The following is a 17,788-nucleotide window of genomic DNA, read 5'->3' as shown; positions in this document are numbered from 1 at the left end:
ATCTGATTGGAGCACAACCACTATGCGCATCTTCCGAGACAGCGACGACGACCACGACGACGAGAAGCCCCGAAACAGTGCTGATCCTGCTGCTCAGGCCGAGGTGCTGGCCGACGAGATCCTGGATTGGCTCGATGAGCGAGACCGCGCCAACACCACCCCACAGACCCCGATGGCTTCGGTGACACCTCTGTTCCCCGTCACGACGAACCCGACCATCGCATCCGAGACCGTAGCCGCCGAGGGCCCCAGGCCGGTCACAACACCTGCACCGACAGCGACACCGCACACGCGCGGTCAGATCTGGCGAGCCAGCGCAGCGAGCTCCTTCGTTGTGGTCGGCGCATCCACGGTCGCGATCTGGGGACAGCCCGCCGAGGTCGGTGTCCCGATCACCGTCTACGGCCTGGGCTGGGTCGCCTACCTGATCTGGAACTCCGCGCGCCGCCCGTCCCCGTCGATCGCGCTGGCCGCGTTCACCGAACGCCGCGCCGCCCGCGTCCAGCGCGCCGCACCTTGAACCCCCACAACAGAAAGGAACACACACGCATGACAACCGACGAACCCACCCAACCCGACAGTGCCCCACCTGATGTCGAAGCGCTACTCATCAAAGGCCCGCACGAACTCAACCAGAGACTGCGACACACGCAGCGCCGGCTGGACGGGCTGATCGAGGAGCTGCACACCCTGACGGCCGACTATCAGTGGCTCCGCGACCACCCGGATCTGCTGCGGATCGACGAACTGGGCGCGCCGCTGGACCCGATTCTGACCACCGACGCTGTCCTGGCCGACCTGAAACATGTGCTCGCACAAGTCAGTACAGCCAGGGAACAGGTAGAGCGCACTCGTGGCAGGCACGCTCGGCGTCTCGACCTGACCGGGGATGTCATGGCCGCGGTCGCGCGGCACCGCGAGAGCCTGCCCGTTGAGGATCGCTACCCCGGCAGCGAATTCCATCCGTCGGACGGCTGGACGTGGCCGACAAATGTTGCCGAGCGAACGCGGTGGAGTCTGACCACGTTCGTCGAAGTGCAAGCGTCCATCGCGACGTGTCGTCGACAGGCCGAACAGCTGGGTCTGGTGGCGGGCAACGAGCAGCCGGAGTGGCGCGAGGGAGTGCTGCGCGGCCTCACGATCGCTCTGGCCTGTGTCGTAGTGGAGTCCGAACTCTCGCACGAAGCACAGGGACGCCACCTGTTGCAGGTCGAACGGCTTCTGCCGCCGCATTTGCGGGTCCTGTCCGACGAGCGCGAACCCTGCCCGCCCGATCCGGCCCACACCAGCAGCGAACGCGCCCGTGTCGCCGCCCATCGTGCGAACGGGATGGTCGGGCACCAACGCCACGCCGACTACGGCAACTGGCAGTTCTACAAGCAGCTACTCGGCCTCGGCCCCACCGAACACATCCCCGCCGACTGACCCGAAAACCCCTATCACCGAAAGGAATTCACACCCTCATGTCTGAAATCGACGAAATCGCACGCGATACCGGCAAAACCTTCCGCGACGTCCTGAACGTCGCCGGGCAGTGGCTGCGCACCCTGCGCAGCGCTGGCGGCACCAGCAAGCTGACGCGCAAACAGCGCCGCGAGCTGGCTGAGCACATCATGGGCCAGGTCAAGGCCGAAAAGGTCACCGCCGCCTGGTACACCAAACGCGTCGCAGACTACCGCAGCGAACACGCCACCGCCCGCTACCGGCGCGAGAACGACCCGCTCTACACCGACCAGGACGCGGCCCTGGACGCCGAGCGTCTGGACGCGATGCGGTTACGGATCGAGGAATCGCTCACCACCGCGCAGATGCCCACCGAGCGCCGCGGGCAGGTCGTGCACGCCCTGGACCGCGCGACCCGGGCCCCGTACCGCACGAACCCCACGTTCGAGGCTGTGTTCGCGCCGATGAACGCGACCCAGCAGCGCGAAGCCCGCGCCGCCGCGGTGGAGTCCGAGAAGTGGGTCGAGGCCCGCCGGGTCGAACTCGATCACCGGGTGGCGTCGATGACCGTGCACGACCCCGCCCCGCGCCCGTCGCAGCGCCAGGCCGATGCCGCGACCCCGCAGCCGTCGTCGCCGATCGCCCAGGAAGCGGCGATGAACCGGGACACCGCGCGCGGCAACGCGGTACAGGCGATCCGGCACGCGCAATACACGTGGCTGCACCAGGACGCCGGCGTCCGCGATGAGCAGGGACGCTCTCAAGCGGTGGCCCAAGCACGGGCGGCAGGGATGTCGGTCGAGGACATTCGGTGGGAGTTCGCCAACGCCGAAACCAACTCTCGTTGCCAGGTCACCGTCGCTTCGAGCGCACCTGACGGTAGTCACGGGGCGATGCGCGCCTATTTCCCGGCTGAGGCCGAGGCCGCGACCTGGACCAGGGAGGCGGTGGCCTCCAACGCCTGGAAAGCCGGAACGGTGTTCACCGTGCGGGCCCGAGAGACCGGGCGGCGTAACCCGTTCTACCTCGCCGAGGGCAACCAGGTCGAGATAGGGCGCAGCATGAACGACTGGCAGCACGAGGCCACCACAGAGCAGTCCGACCCTCCCGACCAGGACCGGTCCCGCGAAAAGCGTTCGACCGCAACCGATCCGCAGGAGCTGGAACGGCGGGTGCTGATGCTTCAGCGTGGTCTGGACGCGATCACCGCGGAGCGGGATCAGCGCAAGGAGCAGGCCGAAGCAGTAGGGGCGGAGCTGGAGGCGCTCAAGAACACCTTGCTGCGTACCAAGCACGAGCTGAAGGAGACCGAGCATCGGGTGCTGACGGCCGTCGATGACCGTAACCGGTATCGCGCAGAGCGGGATCAGTATCGCGGGGAGCGGGACGAGGCGGTGCGCAAGCTCGTGCAGGCCACGCCCGAGCAGGACCGGTACGGCAGCCGAGGGGGTGTCGCGCATCCGCCGCGCACGGGCCGTGGGCCGGTGCCGCCGCAGCCGGTCAACGACGGTGCGGCGCGTCAGCAGCGGGAGCGCTGAACCATGCACAAAGAGCATGAGGAAGCGATGCGCTCGGACTTCTCCGATCGCTTCGGCGAGAGCCTCAAGGCCCTGTGGCCCGGACTCTCGACCATCGAGGTCACCGAGATCGACCGCCGTGTCAGCGAATACGACCATCGGTGGACCGAAGGCCCGTACGCGATGGAGTGGGAGTTCCTGCACGCGTGCTACCGGGACTGGCGAGACCGGCCAGTGGAGATGCGGGTCTTCGCCGAGGACGTGCGCGCCTATCCGGGCGTGTACACCGCGAACGGTCTGACCGAGGTCGCGCGCCGCAGCATCGACCAGGCCGACAACGTGGCCCGCGAGGAGCAGTCCGCGATCCGGGCCCTGCGTCCGGCGCCTGAGCGGCTGCCGATCAGTCGGGAGCGGTGAACGCCATGGAACGCGAGCACGAGGAACTCATGCGCAGTGACTTCCGTGAGCAGACGACTCTGACCCGGTCGGTGTACGACGAGGGCGTCACCGACGCTCAAGCCCAACAGATCTCGGCCAAGACCGAGCAGATCGACCAGCGCTGGAGCGATGGTCCTCACAGCCAGCAGTGGCAGTTCCTGTCCGACGCGTACGCGGACTGGCGGGACCGGCCCGAGACCATGGCCCGGCACCTGGACACCGTCGAACACAACCGCGCCCAGGGCTGGGACACCCTCGATGAGGTGCAGTACCGCAGCCTGATGCAGGCCCGGGAGCTGACCGCACCCGACCGCGAGCAGGACCGCACCCGCGGGCGTGGTCGCGGGCAGATTTCGCGGGAGCGGTGATCGGTATGCAACTAGAGCACGAGGAAGCCATGCGCAGTGACTTCCGTGAACAGGCGGCGCTGCATGAGCGGATCTATGTCGCCGGAGTGACCTTAGACGAGATCAAAGAGTGCTTCAGCAAAGGTCGCGAGATCCACGGCCGGTGGATCTCTGGCCCACACGCTGAGCAGTGGCGCTGGCTCTTCGACGTCTACAACGACTTCCGCAGTCGACCCGAGACCATGGAGCGGATCGTCGACGACGTCGAGTTCAACCGCGCCCATGGCTGTGACCGCGGCCTCGATGAGGTGCAGTACCGCAGCCTGATGCAGGCCCGGGAACTGACCGCACCCGACGGCAAGCACACCCGCCCCCGCACCCGCGGGCAGATTTCGCGGGAGCGCTGATCGGTATGACTCACGATCCGGTCCAGGGGCGTTCATGGCAGATCATCACCTCTGCCCTGACCGCGCGCATGGGTCCGGGCCGGGACCGGGCACGGTGGACTTTGTTCCTGTGCCCGGTCCACGAGGCCGACGGACACCACCACAACCCCTCGCTCGGGGTCCGGTACGACCCCGCTCAGGAGAAGACCATCGTGCGGTGCTTCGCGCACTGCGACGACAAGGACGTCCTGGACAGCGTCGGGCTGAAGGTCCGCGACATGTGGGACCGCCCGCCCGAGCGCAGCCAGCAGCACGCCGGCGGGCAGCGTCGCCCGCCGGGCCCGTCACCGACGCAACAGGCCCAGCAGCATCGAGTGTCGTTGGTGGACAAGGCCATCGACTACGCCCGACTGGAGATTCCATCCAAACCCGATCTCGGAGAAGCGATCGGCGCGACGGAAAACGTCTGCTCATACGTGTACCGGCGAGCCGATGGGCACGTGGAGGGCGCGATCAACCGCATGCGCACCCCGCACCAGCACGGGGACCGCAAGTCCTTCAGCCAGACCCGATGGAACGGAACCAGCTGGGAACCCTCGGGTTTCGCGCCGATCCCGTACCGGCTACCCGAAGTGGCCGAGGCGGTGCAGGCGGGCCGGGAGATCTACGTGTGCGAAGGCGAGAAAGACGTCCAGCGTGCGTTCAAAGCCGGGCAGGTCGCTACCTGCAACGCCATGGGCGCAGGCAAATGGACTGACGCACACGCGAAGTGGCTGCACGGAGCGGGGCGGGTGATCGTGGTCGCGGACCGCGACCGCCCCGGCTACCTCCACGCCGCGAAAGTCGCCGAAACCCTGCACGGCCACGTCGGAGAGGTCCGCGTCCTGCAAGCCGCCGCGGGCAAAGACCTATCCGATCACCTGGACGCCGGGCACGGGTTCGGGGACCTGGAAATGGTGCCGTACCTGGACCGCCATTACCGCCAGCCGCGACCGCAGCAGCAGCGAAGTGCTACCCGCTCTCGCTGACGCATCCATCCATCTATCCCTCAGTGACCACAAAGGAGAAATCAATCATGACCACTACCAACTTCGGACAGCGATTCACCCGGGCCGCCAACAGGATTCCCTCGGCGTTCGGCAAGAGTGCCCAGCCCGGCACCACGGTGTACGGGACCGTCACTCAGATGGGGGAGCAGCCCAAGCTCAAGTACGGCGGGGCGCCAGGCGAGGTCGCCGTCGACGAGCACGGCCGCACCATCATGCAGATGTTCATCACCCTCGGCACCCCGAACGGGCCCCGGAACCTGTATCCGACCAGCCGTATGGAGGAGGCTATCGGTAAGGCGATGAACACCGCTGGCGCGGACACCTTCGATGTGGGGGCAACTCTGTCGGTCACCTACACCGGGCCCGATCCGGAGAACGAGAAGGCCCGTCTCTACACCGCCGTGTACACCGCTGCCGTCGCCGCGAACGGCGGTGGCAGGTGACCGGCAACCACTCCGGTACCACCCCAGGGCACAGCGGCGATGCTGTGCCCTCGGGCACACCGGAGCGCCCGGACGTTATTACGGCAGGTGCCGTGGGTGGAGACGCCTGTGTCCCCGCACAGTCCGAGACTGTGGCAGAGGAGACAACACAACCGTCCCCAAGCCGTACCGAACCCGTCGAGGAGACACCGGGGGAGACAAGCAGGGAGACACGCTCGCAGTGGGATCGGGTCGAAGGTGCAGCGCTGCTAGCGGTGACCGCAGTGCTGGTGGTGGCGGGCGGATGGTCAGCTATCGCGCTGCATGATCTGGCGCAGCAGGCAGGCATGACCTCGTGGCTGGCGTGGGGTGCCCCGTTCATTGTGGACGGGCCGATCTTCCAGTCGGCGATCGCGCTGGTGGTGTTGAAGCGTCGAAAGAAGGCCGGTGTGCCCGTGCGAGACGGTCAACGTCACTACTTCATGTGGACATTGGCGCTGGCGGAACTGATTTCATTGATCGGCAACGGAGCACACGCAGCCGAAATCCGGGTGTCCTCACCGATCGCGGCCGTGATCGCCTCCACCGCGCCGATCGCGGCGTTGGCCGTGTTGCACGGGTTGACCATCCTGATCGAGATACCCCGCACCCCCGAGGTCTCACCACACGCGCCAGGAAACATCGAGCACGGCCTTGACAATTCGTCGCCCGATCTATCAAACACGGTGTCTCCCACAGTGTCTCCGGGAGACAAGCGGGTGTCTCCCGCTGTCTCCTTTATGCGCACAGGAGACACCGAGGAGACAGATGCTGTCTCCCGGCTGTCTCCCGGAGACAGCGGAGGCGACAACGAGGAGACAGGGGAAAGCCTTGATGCCACCGACCGCGACGAGCGCATCCTCGCGATGAGTGAGGGCGGCATGACGTTGCGACAGATCGCACCGGTGGTCGGGCTCTCACACGGAAGGGTCGGCAAAATCCTGGCACGCATGCGCCTGGGCGACGATCCGACCCGTGGGCCCGACCCGGACGACGACTCCGGCGGCAACATCCTGCACCTGATCCGGTGACACCCACGCCCACTAAGCGCCCGCGCATGTGCCGCGGGCGCGCAGGCAAAGATTCGAACGGAGAACACTCATGCCGAGATTGATGTCGGTGTCATTGACCGAGCCCCAGGTGCGAGATCGCACGAAGACCGTCACGCGGCGCAGGGGCTGGCTGCACCTGAAGGCAGGGGATCGAGTATTGCTGTGCCGCAAGGTGATGGGCCGCCGGCGCGGGGAGCCGCTGGTGCGGATCGTCGAGGTCGAGATCCTTGTGGTTACCCGTGAGCCCCTGAACCAGATCACCGCCGCCGAGGTGCGCGCCGAAGGATTCCCGGAGATGGGACCGGCAGAGTTCATCGAATTCTTCTGCCGCACTCACAAAGGCTGCAACCCCACCAGCACCGTTACCCGCATCCAGTGGCAGTACCTCAGCGCCGTCGATATCGATGAGCCCACCGCGGTGCCAGCGAGCGCCCGGGCGGTCGTGTCGTGACCGGGATCGAATGGACCGAGGCAACCTGGAATCCGGTCACCGGCTGCGATCGCGTCTCCGCAGGGTGTGACCACTGCTACGCGCTGACCATGGCCAAGCGCCTCAAGGCCATGGGAGCGGAGAAATATCAGAACGACGGCGACCCGCGCACTTCCGGGCCAGGGTTCGGGGTCACGATGCACCCTGCGGCACTAGAGATCCCGCGCCGTTGGCGCACCCCGAAGGTCGTGTTCGTGAATTCGATGTCGGATCTCTTCCACGCCCGAGTTCCGGAATCGTTCATTACCGAGGTATTCGAAGTGATCGACTCCACCCCGCAGCACACCTATCAGGTACTCACCAAGCGCGCATTACGTGCGTGCAGACTTGCGGACCGTTTGGCGTGGCCGCCGAATCTGTGGATGGGTGTCTCGGTCGAAGACCAGAACACTCTGGACAGGGCGCGGCATCTGCTGGAAATTCCTGCCGCCGTGCGATTCCTGTCATGCGAACCGCTTCTCGGATCCGTCGATCTGAGCGCCGTCGCGAATAATGGCACAGGCGGTATCGGCTGGGTGATCGCCGGCGGCGAGTCCGGACCTGCTGCGCGCCCGATACGGCCGGAATGGGCGCGGGCACTGCGGGATCAGTGCGGTGCTGCGGGGATTCCGTTCTTCTTCAAGCAGTGGGGTGGGCGCACACCCAAGCAGAACGGTCGACACCTCGATGGGGTGATCTGGAACCAGTACCCCGTTCGCCAGCGCTAGCGCACCGCCCCTACAAGGCCCGTCCAGCCCCCGCTGGACGGGCCTTTCGCCGTCTCGGGGGCCAGCTTTCAATGCGGACTGAATGCGGATTGAATGCAGACTCGATGCGGACTGAATGCAGACTCCTAGTCCGATAAAAGTCCGATACAAAATCGCCCTGAGCTGGGGTGTTTGGTGGTGGTCCGCCTGCTGCCTGGCTCCCACTCTCTCCCGCTTCGCTGAAGAGAGTGGGAGCCAGGCAGCAGGCAAACCACCACCAAACAGAAGAGAGCAGAACAAGAGAACAAGAACACAAAGAACAACCACAACAAGAGAGACCACAACACAGAGACCACAACATAGAGACCACAAGCAGAGGGTTGGGAGCGAACCGTACGTCGACAACGGGGCAGCGTTGAGAGCGGACCACAAGAGGGAGGACTGAGAGCGGACGTCGCGCTGGGAACGGCATCGACACCGAAGGGACCACAACGAAGAGGTCAGCTCCGCGAGGAAATGACGCACAGGCATCGAACCCGTTGATGCGCAAGCATCAAGATGTAGCGCACGCACGGACCTGTGAACCGGTCGATGCGCCGAATGACCACAACGAGAAGAATCAGGCCGCGCGGGAATGATGCATGTGCGCCAACACAATTGACGCGCAACCATCAAAGTTATGACGCGCAGGAATCAATAACGATCCGGAACGAATCACTGAGAATGCCTGGTGGACAGCATATTTCGGTAGAATTGGTGCATAGTAATAAATTCTCGGAGGTGTGGCGTGAATGCCATCTCAGGCCCCCTGATCGCCGCGATCGAATCCGTGTGGACGGAATTGCGTGCGCGGCATACCGATATCCCCGACGTGGTGGTGACCATGGCGTCGGGCTCCATGGGTCGGCGCGGCGTGCTGAAGCTGGGCCACTTCGGGCCCGACCGCTGGAAGGTCGGCCAGCAGATGATGCCGGAACTGTTCGTCGGCGGCGAAGGCTTGGCCATGGGCGCACGCGAAGTACTCGGCACCCTGCTGCATGAGGCGGCCCACGGTGCCGCGGTGACTCGCGCGATCGAGGACACCAGCCGCGCCGGGGCTTACCACAACGGCAAGTTCCGGGACATCGCCACCGAATTCGGGCTGATCGCCGAACGCACCCGTGAGCGAGGCTGGTCGACCACCACCGTGCCCGACACCACCGCCGTGGCGTACAAGCGGCAGATCCGGCAGTTGGATGCCGCGATCATCGCCTACCGGCGCACCGAGGGCGAACCTCCCGAAGGTGGCGGGGAAGAGGGTGAGGGTGATGGTGCGGGCAAGGCGCCGCGCAACGGCAGCGCGATGCTGTGCGCGTGCACGCCGGCGCGCCGCGTGCGCGCGGCCAAGAAGACCATCGACGCGGGCCCGATCCTGTGCGGTGTGTGCCGCGAACCGTTCACCGTGCCCGACGACAACGTGAGTTCTGCCTAAGACACGGACTACGGCTACGGAGTCCGTATTGCGCTGCAGCTCAGGGTTTTCGGTGTAGGTCACGGCAGGCATGCGTCATGGCTAAGATTGTGTGCAGGCATGCGGCACTGACACTCTTGCAAGCCGCTTATCGTGTTCGGGGGCGACATGACCGATGGCTGGGAACCGGGAACCAGAGTGTGGTTACTTGAGGACTCCTACATCGTGAGCAAGCATCACGATCCGAACTTCGAGTTCGGGATCGTCATGCCTCCTGGGACGCCGGCCATCACCGATGACATTCTCGAACCCGGTGAGCCAGAAGTGAAGTCGACTGCACCGCCCGCCGCGGACATGCTCCCCATTCACTGGAACGCGCCATCGAAGTGCTACTGGGTACCGCGCGACGAACTCGTGTACGAGCTTGAATCGGACGTTCAAGAGTGGGCCGAGCACATCCGTGCCCAATACCTGCGAAACCGGCTGCGTCTCGTCTCCAAACGCGTGCGCAAACCGACCGTTGCCGTAACAGTCGATGAGGATCTCAAGCAGAAGGTCGAGAAGGCGCTTCTGGCAGTGGATTCCAACCATCGCGATCACTTGCTCGGGTTCTTGAGATGGCTCGTTCGAGAGACCGACGAACTGCCAGCGCGACCGGACTACCCGATTCCGCACATCCCGTACGGCGAGTAGTCGCCCGAAGCTGGTGGGACCTCTTGACCGGCCGTCGCTCACTCCACCAGCAGGAATGGCACCGTATCCTTGCCGGTGCCACTTGCTGATTGTTCAGTGGATAGGAGAAGGTCCTGTCGTCAGAATCGGGCGAAGTTCTGCGCGAGGTGATCCAGTTGCTCAGGGGAGAGGCATCGTTCTCCAAGAAGTAGGAGACAGGCGCCGATCGTGCAGCGGGATTGTTCGGGCGGGACATCACGTTCGACGAAGACGACGTACGAGTGGCCCGGTGGACAGGTAAGAGGCCCATGTCCTTTCACGGTGCGGCGATCAAGAGTTCACGTCGGAAGTGGCGCTGTACCAACGCTGCACGTCGGTGCGAGCGCGGTCGCAGATCGCTTGGTACTCATCGTCGGCGATGTCCGCCGCTAACTGGAGAGCTCCGAGGACGTCATCGAGACGGATCGGTGGCTGCGGTGCATCACGGTTGTGATCTCGCAGCTGCGCGAGGTAGCCAGCCAGATGTTCCATGGCTTCGGAGGGGGCGGTGCGCCAGAGCCACGCGAATACGAAGCCGAACGAATCGCCGATGTGTAGGAAGTCACCGCGGCGCGCCCCGAACAAGTGGATGGCCGTATCGGCTTCCTGGGAAAAAAACCCGGTCAGCATGGCGTGCCGGATGGCGGCGGGTACGTCTGTAGCAGGAGACATGAGAACCGCCTCCGGCTTGCGATGGGCGCCAACGTAGATACGGCTGCCGGGGATCTCGGCGACACGCTTCACGAACGTGGTCAGGTTGGCGCGGAATGTGGAGATCGGATGAACCTCGGCAGGTGCTGTCATGACACCCAGCTTGGATGCATGGACACCCCTTGTCCATAAGTGAGTACAGAAATATGTACATATTTATGGTGTAGATGGTTGGCTGCCGTTTCTGGTGTGGCCACGCGCCACGTGGAGTCGGAGTGATGGACCGCAGTTCAAGTGCCGAGAGCGCCGCGGCGTGCGTCAAGGGCTTCAATTCGAACATATGTTCGATTAAGATTCAGGTGGCGGGCTGACGTGTTCAGGGGGCGAGACAGGCTGCTCGCGACGTGCTTGCAGATGTTCGGACATTGCCGGACGAGAGTAGGTAGTGATGAAAGGATGGCCACCATGGTCGCAGTGCGCTGTCAGCAGGGCGTTGCAAGCGGAATGTCGCTGATGATCTTCCCTGTCCCAGCCGGTATATTTTCTGGTATGAATTCATATCCGGATCCTGGTGCGGTGAGGGAGGAGCTTGGTGACGAGTTCCTCAAGGCCTTTGTAGGTTCAGTCAGTGGTTCGAGTGCCGACCTAGCGGACTTTCGTCTGTTCCGTCCCGAGTGGTATGCCGACTACTCAAAGCGCTTCGTAGCCAACTTCATTCATGAGCGTGTGTGGTCGCGGATGGTCGCCGAGGTCGCTGACCACGATGGCGTGACCGTTGTGGACAACGAGCCGGTCCGCCAGATCTATCACGGAATGAAGTACGAGATCCGGTTCAAGCGGCACCGTGATGGAGCCACGATCGCCACGTACCCGACGGCGGGTGCGATCGCGTTCTGGACACAGTCTGCCTGCCTGCCCGGCTTGGAGAAGGTCAGCTTGGCGCTCGGCTATAAGTGGGACACCGAACTCGGACTGATCGATGGCGCAGTGATGTCGTACCGGGACGGCAAAGACAACCCAATCTGGCTTGTAGAGCTTGGTGCCGCGGCGGCCGGTGGCAGCGAGATCACTTTCGCACCTGTGGATCCGGCACTCCCAACCCTCGATCTCAGCGGCATACTGCCGGAAACAGCAACCGCAGCCGACGGGACATGAACCGCATCGGAGATGTCATCCTCACCGCGCGACGTGCGGTGGGGATGACTCAGGATCAACTCGCCGAAACGCTCGGAGTCACACAAGCGGCCCTATCGCGGTACGAGAACAATCTTCGGGCTCCGGAACCCGAGATGGCGGCGAAGATGGCGGCGGCGCTTGGCGTCACCGTGGAGTTCTTGAACCATCCGTTCAACCTGCAGGGGGCGATCGCTGTCGATGCACATATGCGCCGCCAGCGGACCGCGAAGGTGTCGGATTGGAAGGGGGGCGAAGCACGGCTGAACATGTACCGGATGCGTAGCGCGTATCTGCTGGAACGTCTGGGTCTCAGTACCCAGAATCAGGTGCCGACCTTCGATCTGGATGCGCCTGGTGCCTCCTCGGTACACGAAGCTGCTGGGCTCGTTCGCGCGCAATGGCGTATGCCTATCGGTCCGGTTCGCAACCTCACCCGGTGGATGGAATCCGCCGGCATCCTGGTGATCGAAGAAGATTTCGGCACCCACCGCATCGATGGAATGTCTCAGTGGGCCAGTCAATATCCTGTTGTCGTCGTGAACGCGAGCCACAGTCCCGACCGGCGACGTATGACGCTCGCGCATGAGCTGGGACACCTTGTCCTGCACAGCAATTACATCAGCCGGGACATGGAACAAGAGGCCGACGACTTCGCCGCCGAGTTCCTCATGCCGGAGCACGTCATCAAACGTGAGCTGACGTCGGCAGCGTTGAAACCAGCCCGACTGCTCGACCTGAAAGCAGTGTGGGGCGTGTCGATGCAGGCCCTGTATGAACGGGCATACCAACTCGGGCGCGTCAGTACCGATGAGCGCCAACGGTTCTACAGATACCTCAATGCTCGTGGCTTTAAGGCGAACGAGCCAGGTCCCGAGCTTGTCCCGCAGGAGCGGCCAGAACTTGCCGCGAGCATCGTCGATGCACTACAAGCCAAAGGGCTCGATCCGGAAGAGATCGCCCGCCTGACTGGAATCGATATAGTTGCAGACGGAGACCCCTTCACTCCAGTATCTCGTGGTCTTCGCATGGTTCGATGATTCAAAACAGCAAGGGTTCGTGCGGGGAAGACCGCTGCTGGCAGGCTGGACAAACGTCAGGTAGCAGCGGTTTTCACGCATGGCAGCATCGTCGTGGCCGAGCGCTGCCAGCTGTGCTGAGAGCAACCCCAATGCGGCACAGCTGGCAGCGGCCGTTAGTCAGGTCTGGAATCGATGTGGTGACTGCAAGGCACGTCGGCGGTGCTCTAGCCGCTAGCTAGCTGGGCGAGCGTATTGCGAATAGTCCCAGTACCGCGAGGAGGACGGACGCTCCTGCGGCCCAGTCGACGAGCAATCCGGTCGGAACCGCCAGGCTGACGGCCAAAGCGATCGCAACCAGCGGAGTGATGTTCGGATCTCCAGGGTCCGAAGGATCAGGGTTTTGATCTTTGTCCTGCAGCGATACACTCATTCTGCCTATGGTCCTTCTAATCTGAGGATGTGCGGGTGTCGCGGCCTTCCTGCGCAACAGGATGAGGCCGCATTTCCTTTGAGATTCGCGTAGCTTGGCGGTGCCGTAGTGGGAGTGGACGGTAATGCCCTGGAATTCGATCTTGGATGACTACGGTGTCGGAACCTCTGGGGTTCTCCGACAGTTAAAGAGGCGTTCGGTATCTAATGTCCTTTTTGTCGAATTAGTCGCATCTGGTAGTTATGGCCTTAATCTGAACCTCTAGCGCGCGAGCGAGCCTGTGGGCTAGCTCTGTGGTGCAAGGACGCGCACCGTTTTCGATGTTGGCCAGGTGCGATGCGCTTATCTCAACCGCGCCAGCGAGGGCGGTTCTGCTTTTACCGCGCGCTTCTCGAAGAGCCCGGATGGTGGCTCCCACCCGTTCTCGGTCGTCGTTCAAGGGCATGAAGCGAATCGTAGCGAGTGGTAGGCATGCTGTGCCACAATGAATAGGAAAGTGACTATCAAAACTGGAAACCGTGAGATCAGGGGCATATGTCACAATCAGGCCTATTCCCGGGGTCTGATCGGAGGGAAGTGGCATAGTATGCCCATGGGCGCCGGGTATGAGTGGAAGCGGTTGGCTTCATATGTGATAACGCGACGCGAAGAGCGAGGTATCACGACCCGGCAGGCATTGGCGGATATGACCGGTTTGAGCTATCGGCTCTTGGGTGACCTGGAGCGTGGGACCCGTAGAGTTTCCGACGGCACACTGGCGATTATCGAACAAGCGTTGGCTTGGGCTCCGGGTAGTGTTGATGCGATTCTTTCCGGTGGCGAACCGGAACCTTCTGATGATCGACCTGATCCTGAAACTACGTCGTCTCACTCTGCTATTCGTATTCTAAGCAAGGCATATAGGATCGCATCAGACATCTCTCAAGCGGGCGACGAGAATAGGGTTAATGAATTTGGCGAGGTCCTAGGCGACATTAGTCAGATTCTGATTGCCAATAGCGGCAATAAGGCCGACATGATTACCCTAAGCGCACGGAATCAGCAGGCGGTCCGGGATCGTCCGATCAGGTCTCTGTCTGTGCCTGACGGATTGGGAACCGTCCCGATCAATGACCCGCTGCCACTACGCTTTCCGAGGTCTGATCCGACGGTACTGCGCATCGCATTGGGTCGATATCTGAAGGCTCTGCGTGAAGAAAGAGAAGCAGAAAAGGAGTGGGACTTTGAAAGAGTCAGAGATATGTTGGGGTGTACAGCAAAAGATATCGAGCGACTTGAGAAAGGTAAAATATACCTCGATGACGCCGCTCTTAATCGCCTGTTAATATCTTATGGAGTGGTTGACCCAAATATTCGTCGGCAATGCACGGTAGTTTCCGAGGAGGGGCAGCGCTCAGGGTGGTGGACTCGCTACAACAACATTCTCCCGGATTGGTTCCAGAAGTACCTGGATCTTGAGCGCTATGCAGAGTCAATACGCTCGTTCGAGATTCAATTCATTCCAGGGCTTTTGCAGACGCCGGACTATGCATATGACTTGATCGGGTCGTCTCTGTCTGATGATGTCGACATTCGCGTTGACGTTCGAATAAGAAGGCAAAGGATCCTCGACAGCCACGAAGGTCCGAAGCTGTGGGCTGTGATAGATGAGTCTGCGTTGAGGCATGCCCCAGTTAGTGATGGAGTTATGTTCGACCAGATTCAACATCTTATCGAAATGAGTCGCAAGAATAACGTCGTGCTCCAAATCCTTCCCTTTAACAGTCCGCCCGAGCCTATATCGCTATCCTTTAGTCTTCTGAGGTTCAAAAGGTTTACCTTGCCTGATATTATCTACACCGAGCAGCTCGAAAATGCGCTCTATATTGATCAGGGCCGCGAGGTTGAGCGCTATCGAAAATTGCTCGACAGGCTGTACGTAAATGCTTACTCTCCCGAGAGATCCTATGCATTTCTTGAGGAACTGAGAGACGAACTTGAGCACAGTCGTAGGTGGGGTAGTCTGAGGATGCGGGCATAGTGCAGGCTATGCTGCAATCCCCTGCCTTACCTTGCCTCGGGTGCAGACTACTTCTGTAAATAACGGAGAAATGCGCGTCAGTCTCGCTTTTTTGTGAGGGCGGATCAGCACGCCGACGACGGGCGGCAGGTCCGTTGCCGCTTCGGCGTAAGCATGGCGGCTTTCGGCCGACCGCTTTAGTGACCCGATGGCTTGGCCACCTTGGCAAGTTCCCCTTGGCAGGAGGGTGCTTGGTGCCGTCCTTGAGTATGACCCCAGGACACTGATGCGCCTGCGTGAGAGGGCGATTAATGCTCGTTTGAACGACTTCCCTTCTCGCCGTTTGCGATCGTAGAAATAGCGAGAATGCGAGTCATCGCGGATAGCACCGCGGGAAGCCAGGAAGCACACCCGCGCCAGCGACCGGTTGTAGTGGCGCGGTCGGCGATAGCTGTCGACGATATTTCCCGAATCTCGTGCGACAGCAACCAGGTTGCATGCGGCGGCCAGCTTTCTCTCGTTGACATTGTTGGTGATGGTCCCGTCGCCGAGTATCCAGGAACGAGAACCGCCCCCCGGTCCGCGAATGGGCCTACCTCCGCGAATACAACTCCAAACACAACCGCCGGGCCACGCTGACTGACCTCGATACCGAGGAATTAACCTAATGAGACAGCACACCTAGCCTTTCCGAAGCAGTCCGGTGACGCCGGCAAGGAGGACGGCGGTGAGAATCCAACCGAGTATGCGCAACGCAGGGATACCTAAGGTGAGAATGATCGGGCCGTTGGAGCTGATGGTCCAGTCAGCCTTCAATACCCCAGTCGCGGGTGGTACAACCCCGCCGAGCGCGTAGTTGAAAGCATTGAAGCACGGGTAATCGGGGTAGCTCGCGCAGTCATCGGCAGCGGTAATTGTTTGAGGTGAAGGCGAGTTGGTCGCGCTCGCGTAGGCGGCCGCAGTTTTGCTTGCAGCGGCCCGGTCTGTGGGGATGAAATATTTGGTGTTGTGACCGGCGATGGAGTACCCAAGCACCAGCGCCCCCGCGAGCCACGCGGATGCCAGGAGTGGATAGTAACCGTGGCCTGCGACGGTCAGGTAGATCCAACGCAGCGGTTTTGTATACCGGGGTGCGTGTGCGGTGGTTTGATTTGCTGCGGTGAATCGGACTCGCCGTGCGTCGGCGGGTTGACCGTTGCGGTCGTAGACCGCAGCCAATACATGCCAGGGCTGGGCAGTGAATCCATGCCCAGGGGGAGTGGCTTTCAGCCATCGTGTTGCGGCGCGACGGTCGGTGCGGATCAGCCCGTGTACATCAGTGATCTGCCACCCCGTGGCGATCAGCCGCCCGGGCGGTGAAATATCTGATGGTGTCCGCAGATCGGTGATCGTGGCCCGAAGCAAATTTACAGTCCCGTCCACCCGCGCTGGCATCAGCCTCAGCGTTGAGATGATGCTTGACTCAAGGTCGAGGGCGTTACCGCCGGCGTTGGTAAAAGTGGCACCGTGCACTGAGAGCGTGCCGATATTCGCTCCGGGGGCGCGCACTCGCCCGCTTGCGGTGAACCCGTCGTCGGCGAACAGTTCACCGGTGATCGTCGCCCTGTCGAGGGACAGGGCGTCCCCGTCGGGATTGGTGAGGGTGGCACCAGTCAGTGACAGCTGGCCGTCGATTTTCATGCCGAGTCCGCGGATCTGCCCGCTGGCGGTGAACCCGTGGTCGAGGAACACGTCGCCAGTGATCGTCGCCCTGTCGAGGGACAGGGCGTCCCCGTCGGGGTTGGTGAGCGTCGCGCCGCTCATCGACAGTTCACCGTTGATTCTCGCTCCGAGGGCTCGGATCTCTCCGGTGGCGGTGAACCTGTTGTCTAGGAACAGGCCGCTGCTGATCGTCGCGTTGTCGAGAAGCAGGGCGTTGCCGTCGGGGTTGGTGAGGGCGGCGCCGTTCATCGACAGTTGGCCGATTCTCGCTGCGACGGCGCGGATCTCTCCGGTGGCGGTGAACCCGTCGCTCGCGAACAGACCACCGGTGATCGTCGCGTCGTCGAGGGATAGGGCGATGCCGTCGGGGTTGGTGAGGGTGGCACCGGTAAGTGACAGTTGGCCGCTGATGTTCGTTCCAGGGGCGCGAACCTGGCCGATGGCGGTGAACCCGTCGGCGAGGAACATGCCGCTGGTGATCGTCGCGTTGTCAAGGAGCAGGGCGTTGCCGGCGGGGTTGGTGAGCGTGGCGCCGTTCATCGACAATTGGCCGCTGATGTTCGCTCCGGGTGCGCGGATCTCTCCGGTGGCGGTGAACCCGTTGTACGCGAACAGGTCGCCGGTGATCGTCGCGTTGTCGAGGGACAGAGCGTCACCGTCAGGGTTGGCGAGAGTAGCGCCGTTCATCGACAGACTGCCGATCCTCGCTGCGAGTGCGCGGATCTCTCCGGCAACGGTGAACCCCTTGTTCGCGAACATGCCGCCAGCGATCGTCGCGTCGT

At 62.5% G+C, this 17,788-nt stretch carries 19 protein-coding genes; 16 read left to right on the top strand and 3 right to left on the bottom strand.

The window, feature by feature from the left end; genetic code table 11:
* Positions 1-22 precede the first annotated feature (22 nt).
* From NJ1_RS36455 to NJ1_RS36395, 13 genes are all read left to right on the top strand, one after another.
* Complete coding sequence (locus tag NJ1_RS36455; RefSeq protein ID WP_067704490.1) at positions 23-520, top strand: hypothetical protein; 498 nt, start codon at positions 23-25, stop codon at positions 518-520.
* A gap of 29 nt (positions 521-549) precedes the next feature.
* Complete coding sequence (locus tag NJ1_RS36450; protein WP_067704486.1) at positions 550-1,425, top strand: hypothetical protein; 876 nt, start codon at positions 550-552, stop codon at positions 1,423-1,425.
* Between the two features lie 38 nt (positions 1,426-1,463).
* Complete coding sequence (locus NJ1_RS36445) at positions 1,464-2,981, top strand: hypothetical protein (RefSeq protein WP_067704483.1); 1,518 nt, start codon at positions 1,464-1,466, stop codon at positions 2,979-2,981.
* A 3-nt stretch (positions 2,982-2,984) separates the two neighbouring features.
* Positions 2,985-3,377 carry a hypothetical protein gene (locus tag NJ1_RS36440; protein ID WP_067704481.1) on the top strand — a complete coding sequence of 131 codons (393 nt, stop codon included), beginning with the start codon at positions 2,985-2,987 and terminating at the stop codon, positions 3,375-3,377.
* Positions 3,378-3,382: 5 nt separating this feature from the next.
* A complete protein-coding gene (locus NJ1_RS36435; RefSeq protein ID WP_157574606.1) occupies positions 3,383-3,766 on the top strand; it encodes a hypothetical protein in 384 nt (127 codons plus the stop codon).
* A gap of 5 nt (positions 3,767-3,771) precedes the next feature.
* The gene (locus tag NJ1_RS36430) at positions 3,772-4,152 is read left to right on the top strand and encodes a hypothetical protein (RefSeq protein ID WP_067704475.1); all 381 of its coding nucleotides are present in this window, start codon (positions 3,772-3,774) and stop codon (positions 4,150-4,152) included.
* A 5-nt stretch (positions 4,153-4,157) separates the two neighbouring features.
* Entirely contained in the window at positions 4,158-5,159 is a 1,002-nt protein-coding gene (locus NJ1_RS36425) for a toprim domain-containing protein (RefSeq protein WP_067704473.1), read from the top strand.
* 47 nt (positions 5,160-5,206) lie between these two features.
* The gene (locus NJ1_RS36420) at positions 5,207-5,623 is read left to right on the top strand and encodes a hypothetical protein (protein ID WP_067704470.1); all 417 of its coding nucleotides are present in this window, start codon (positions 5,207-5,209) and stop codon (positions 5,621-5,623) included.
* Positions 5,620-6,672 (top strand): DUF2637 domain-containing protein, encoded by a 1,053-nt coding sequence (locus NJ1_RS36415; RefSeq protein WP_084479228.1) that lies wholly within the window; start codon positions 5,620-5,622, stop codon positions 6,670-6,672. The genes NJ1_RS36420 and NJ1_RS36415 overlap by 4 nt, the downstream gene beginning before the upstream one ends.
* An 88-nt stretch (positions 6,673-6,760) precedes the next feature.
* Positions 6,761-7,144 (top strand): ASCH domain-containing protein, encoded by a 384-nt coding sequence (locus NJ1_RS36410; RefSeq protein WP_422615812.1) that lies wholly within the window; start codon positions 6,761-6,763, stop codon positions 7,142-7,144.
* Entirely contained in the window at positions 7,141-7,890 is a 750-nt protein-coding gene (locus NJ1_RS36405) for a DUF5131 family protein (protein ID WP_067704462.1), read from the top strand. Before NJ1_RS36410 ends, NJ1_RS36405 begins: the two co-directional genes overlap by 4 nt.
* A 766-nt stretch (positions 7,891-8,656) precedes the next feature.
* Positions 8,657-9,340, top strand: a complete 684-nt coding sequence (locus NJ1_RS36400) for a hypothetical protein (protein WP_067704459.1) — start codon at positions 8,657-8,659, stop codon at positions 9,338-9,340.
* 204 nt (positions 9,341-9,544) lie between these two features.
* Positions 9,545-10,012, top strand: coding sequence for a hypothetical protein (locus NJ1_RS36395; protein WP_157574604.1), 468 nt, complete (start codon positions 9,545-9,547; stop codon positions 10,010-10,012).
* Between the two features lie 309 nt (positions 10,013-10,321).
* On the opposite strand, the gene NJ1_RS36390 is transcribed toward NJ1_RS36395, so the two are convergent.
* Positions 10,322-10,834 (bottom strand): type II toxin-antitoxin system Phd/YefM family antitoxin, encoded by a 513-nt coding sequence (locus NJ1_RS36390; protein WP_157574602.1) that lies wholly within the window; start codon positions 10,832-10,834, stop codon positions 10,322-10,324.
* A gap of 303 nt (positions 10,835-11,137) precedes the next feature.
* Here NJ1_RS36390 and NJ1_RS36385 point away from each other — a divergent pair, with 303 nt between their 5' ends.
* Positions 11,138-11,836 carry a hypothetical protein gene (locus NJ1_RS36385; RefSeq protein ID WP_084479227.1) on the top strand — a complete coding sequence of 233 codons (699 nt, stop codon included), beginning with the start codon at positions 11,138-11,140 and terminating at the stop codon, positions 11,834-11,836.
* Positions 11,833-12,894: a helix-turn-helix domain-containing protein gene (locus NJ1_RS36380; protein ID WP_067704451.1), complete on the top strand. Its 1,062-nt coding sequence runs from the start codon at positions 11,833-11,835 to the stop codon at positions 12,892-12,894. The genes NJ1_RS36385 and NJ1_RS36380 overlap by 4 nt, the downstream gene beginning before the upstream one ends.
* A 635-nt stretch (positions 12,895-13,529) precedes the next feature.
* On the opposite strand, the gene NJ1_RS38585 is transcribed toward NJ1_RS36380, so the two are convergent.
* Positions 13,530-13,751 (bottom strand): helix-turn-helix domain-containing protein, encoded by a 222-nt coding sequence (locus NJ1_RS38585; RefSeq protein ID WP_084479226.1) that lies wholly within the window; start codon positions 13,749-13,751, stop codon positions 13,530-13,532.
* Positions 13,752-13,898: 147 nt separating this feature from the next.
* Between NJ1_RS38585 and NJ1_RS39575 the strand changes: the two genes are divergently transcribed.
* Complete coding sequence (locus tag NJ1_RS39575) at positions 13,899-15,326, top strand: helix-turn-helix domain-containing protein (protein WP_169813256.1); 1,428 nt, start codon at positions 13,899-13,901, stop codon at positions 15,324-15,326.
* A gap of 660 nt (positions 15,327-15,986) precedes the next feature.
* On the opposite strand, the gene NJ1_RS39930 is transcribed toward NJ1_RS39575, so the two are convergent.
* Positions 15,987-17,788 (bottom strand): translocation/assembly module TamB domain-containing protein (locus NJ1_RS39930; protein WP_067704449.1); only part of this gene is annotated, 1,802 nt, incomplete at its 5' end.

Source organism: Nocardia jejuensis NBRC 103114 (assembly GCF_001613145.1).
Taxonomy (GTDB): Bacteria; Actinomycetota; Actinomycetes; order Mycobacteriales; family Mycobacteriaceae; genus Nocardia; species Nocardia jejuensis.
The sequence above is the reverse complement of the archived record's forward strand: the minus strand, read 5'-3'. Positions and strand labels throughout refer to the sequence as shown.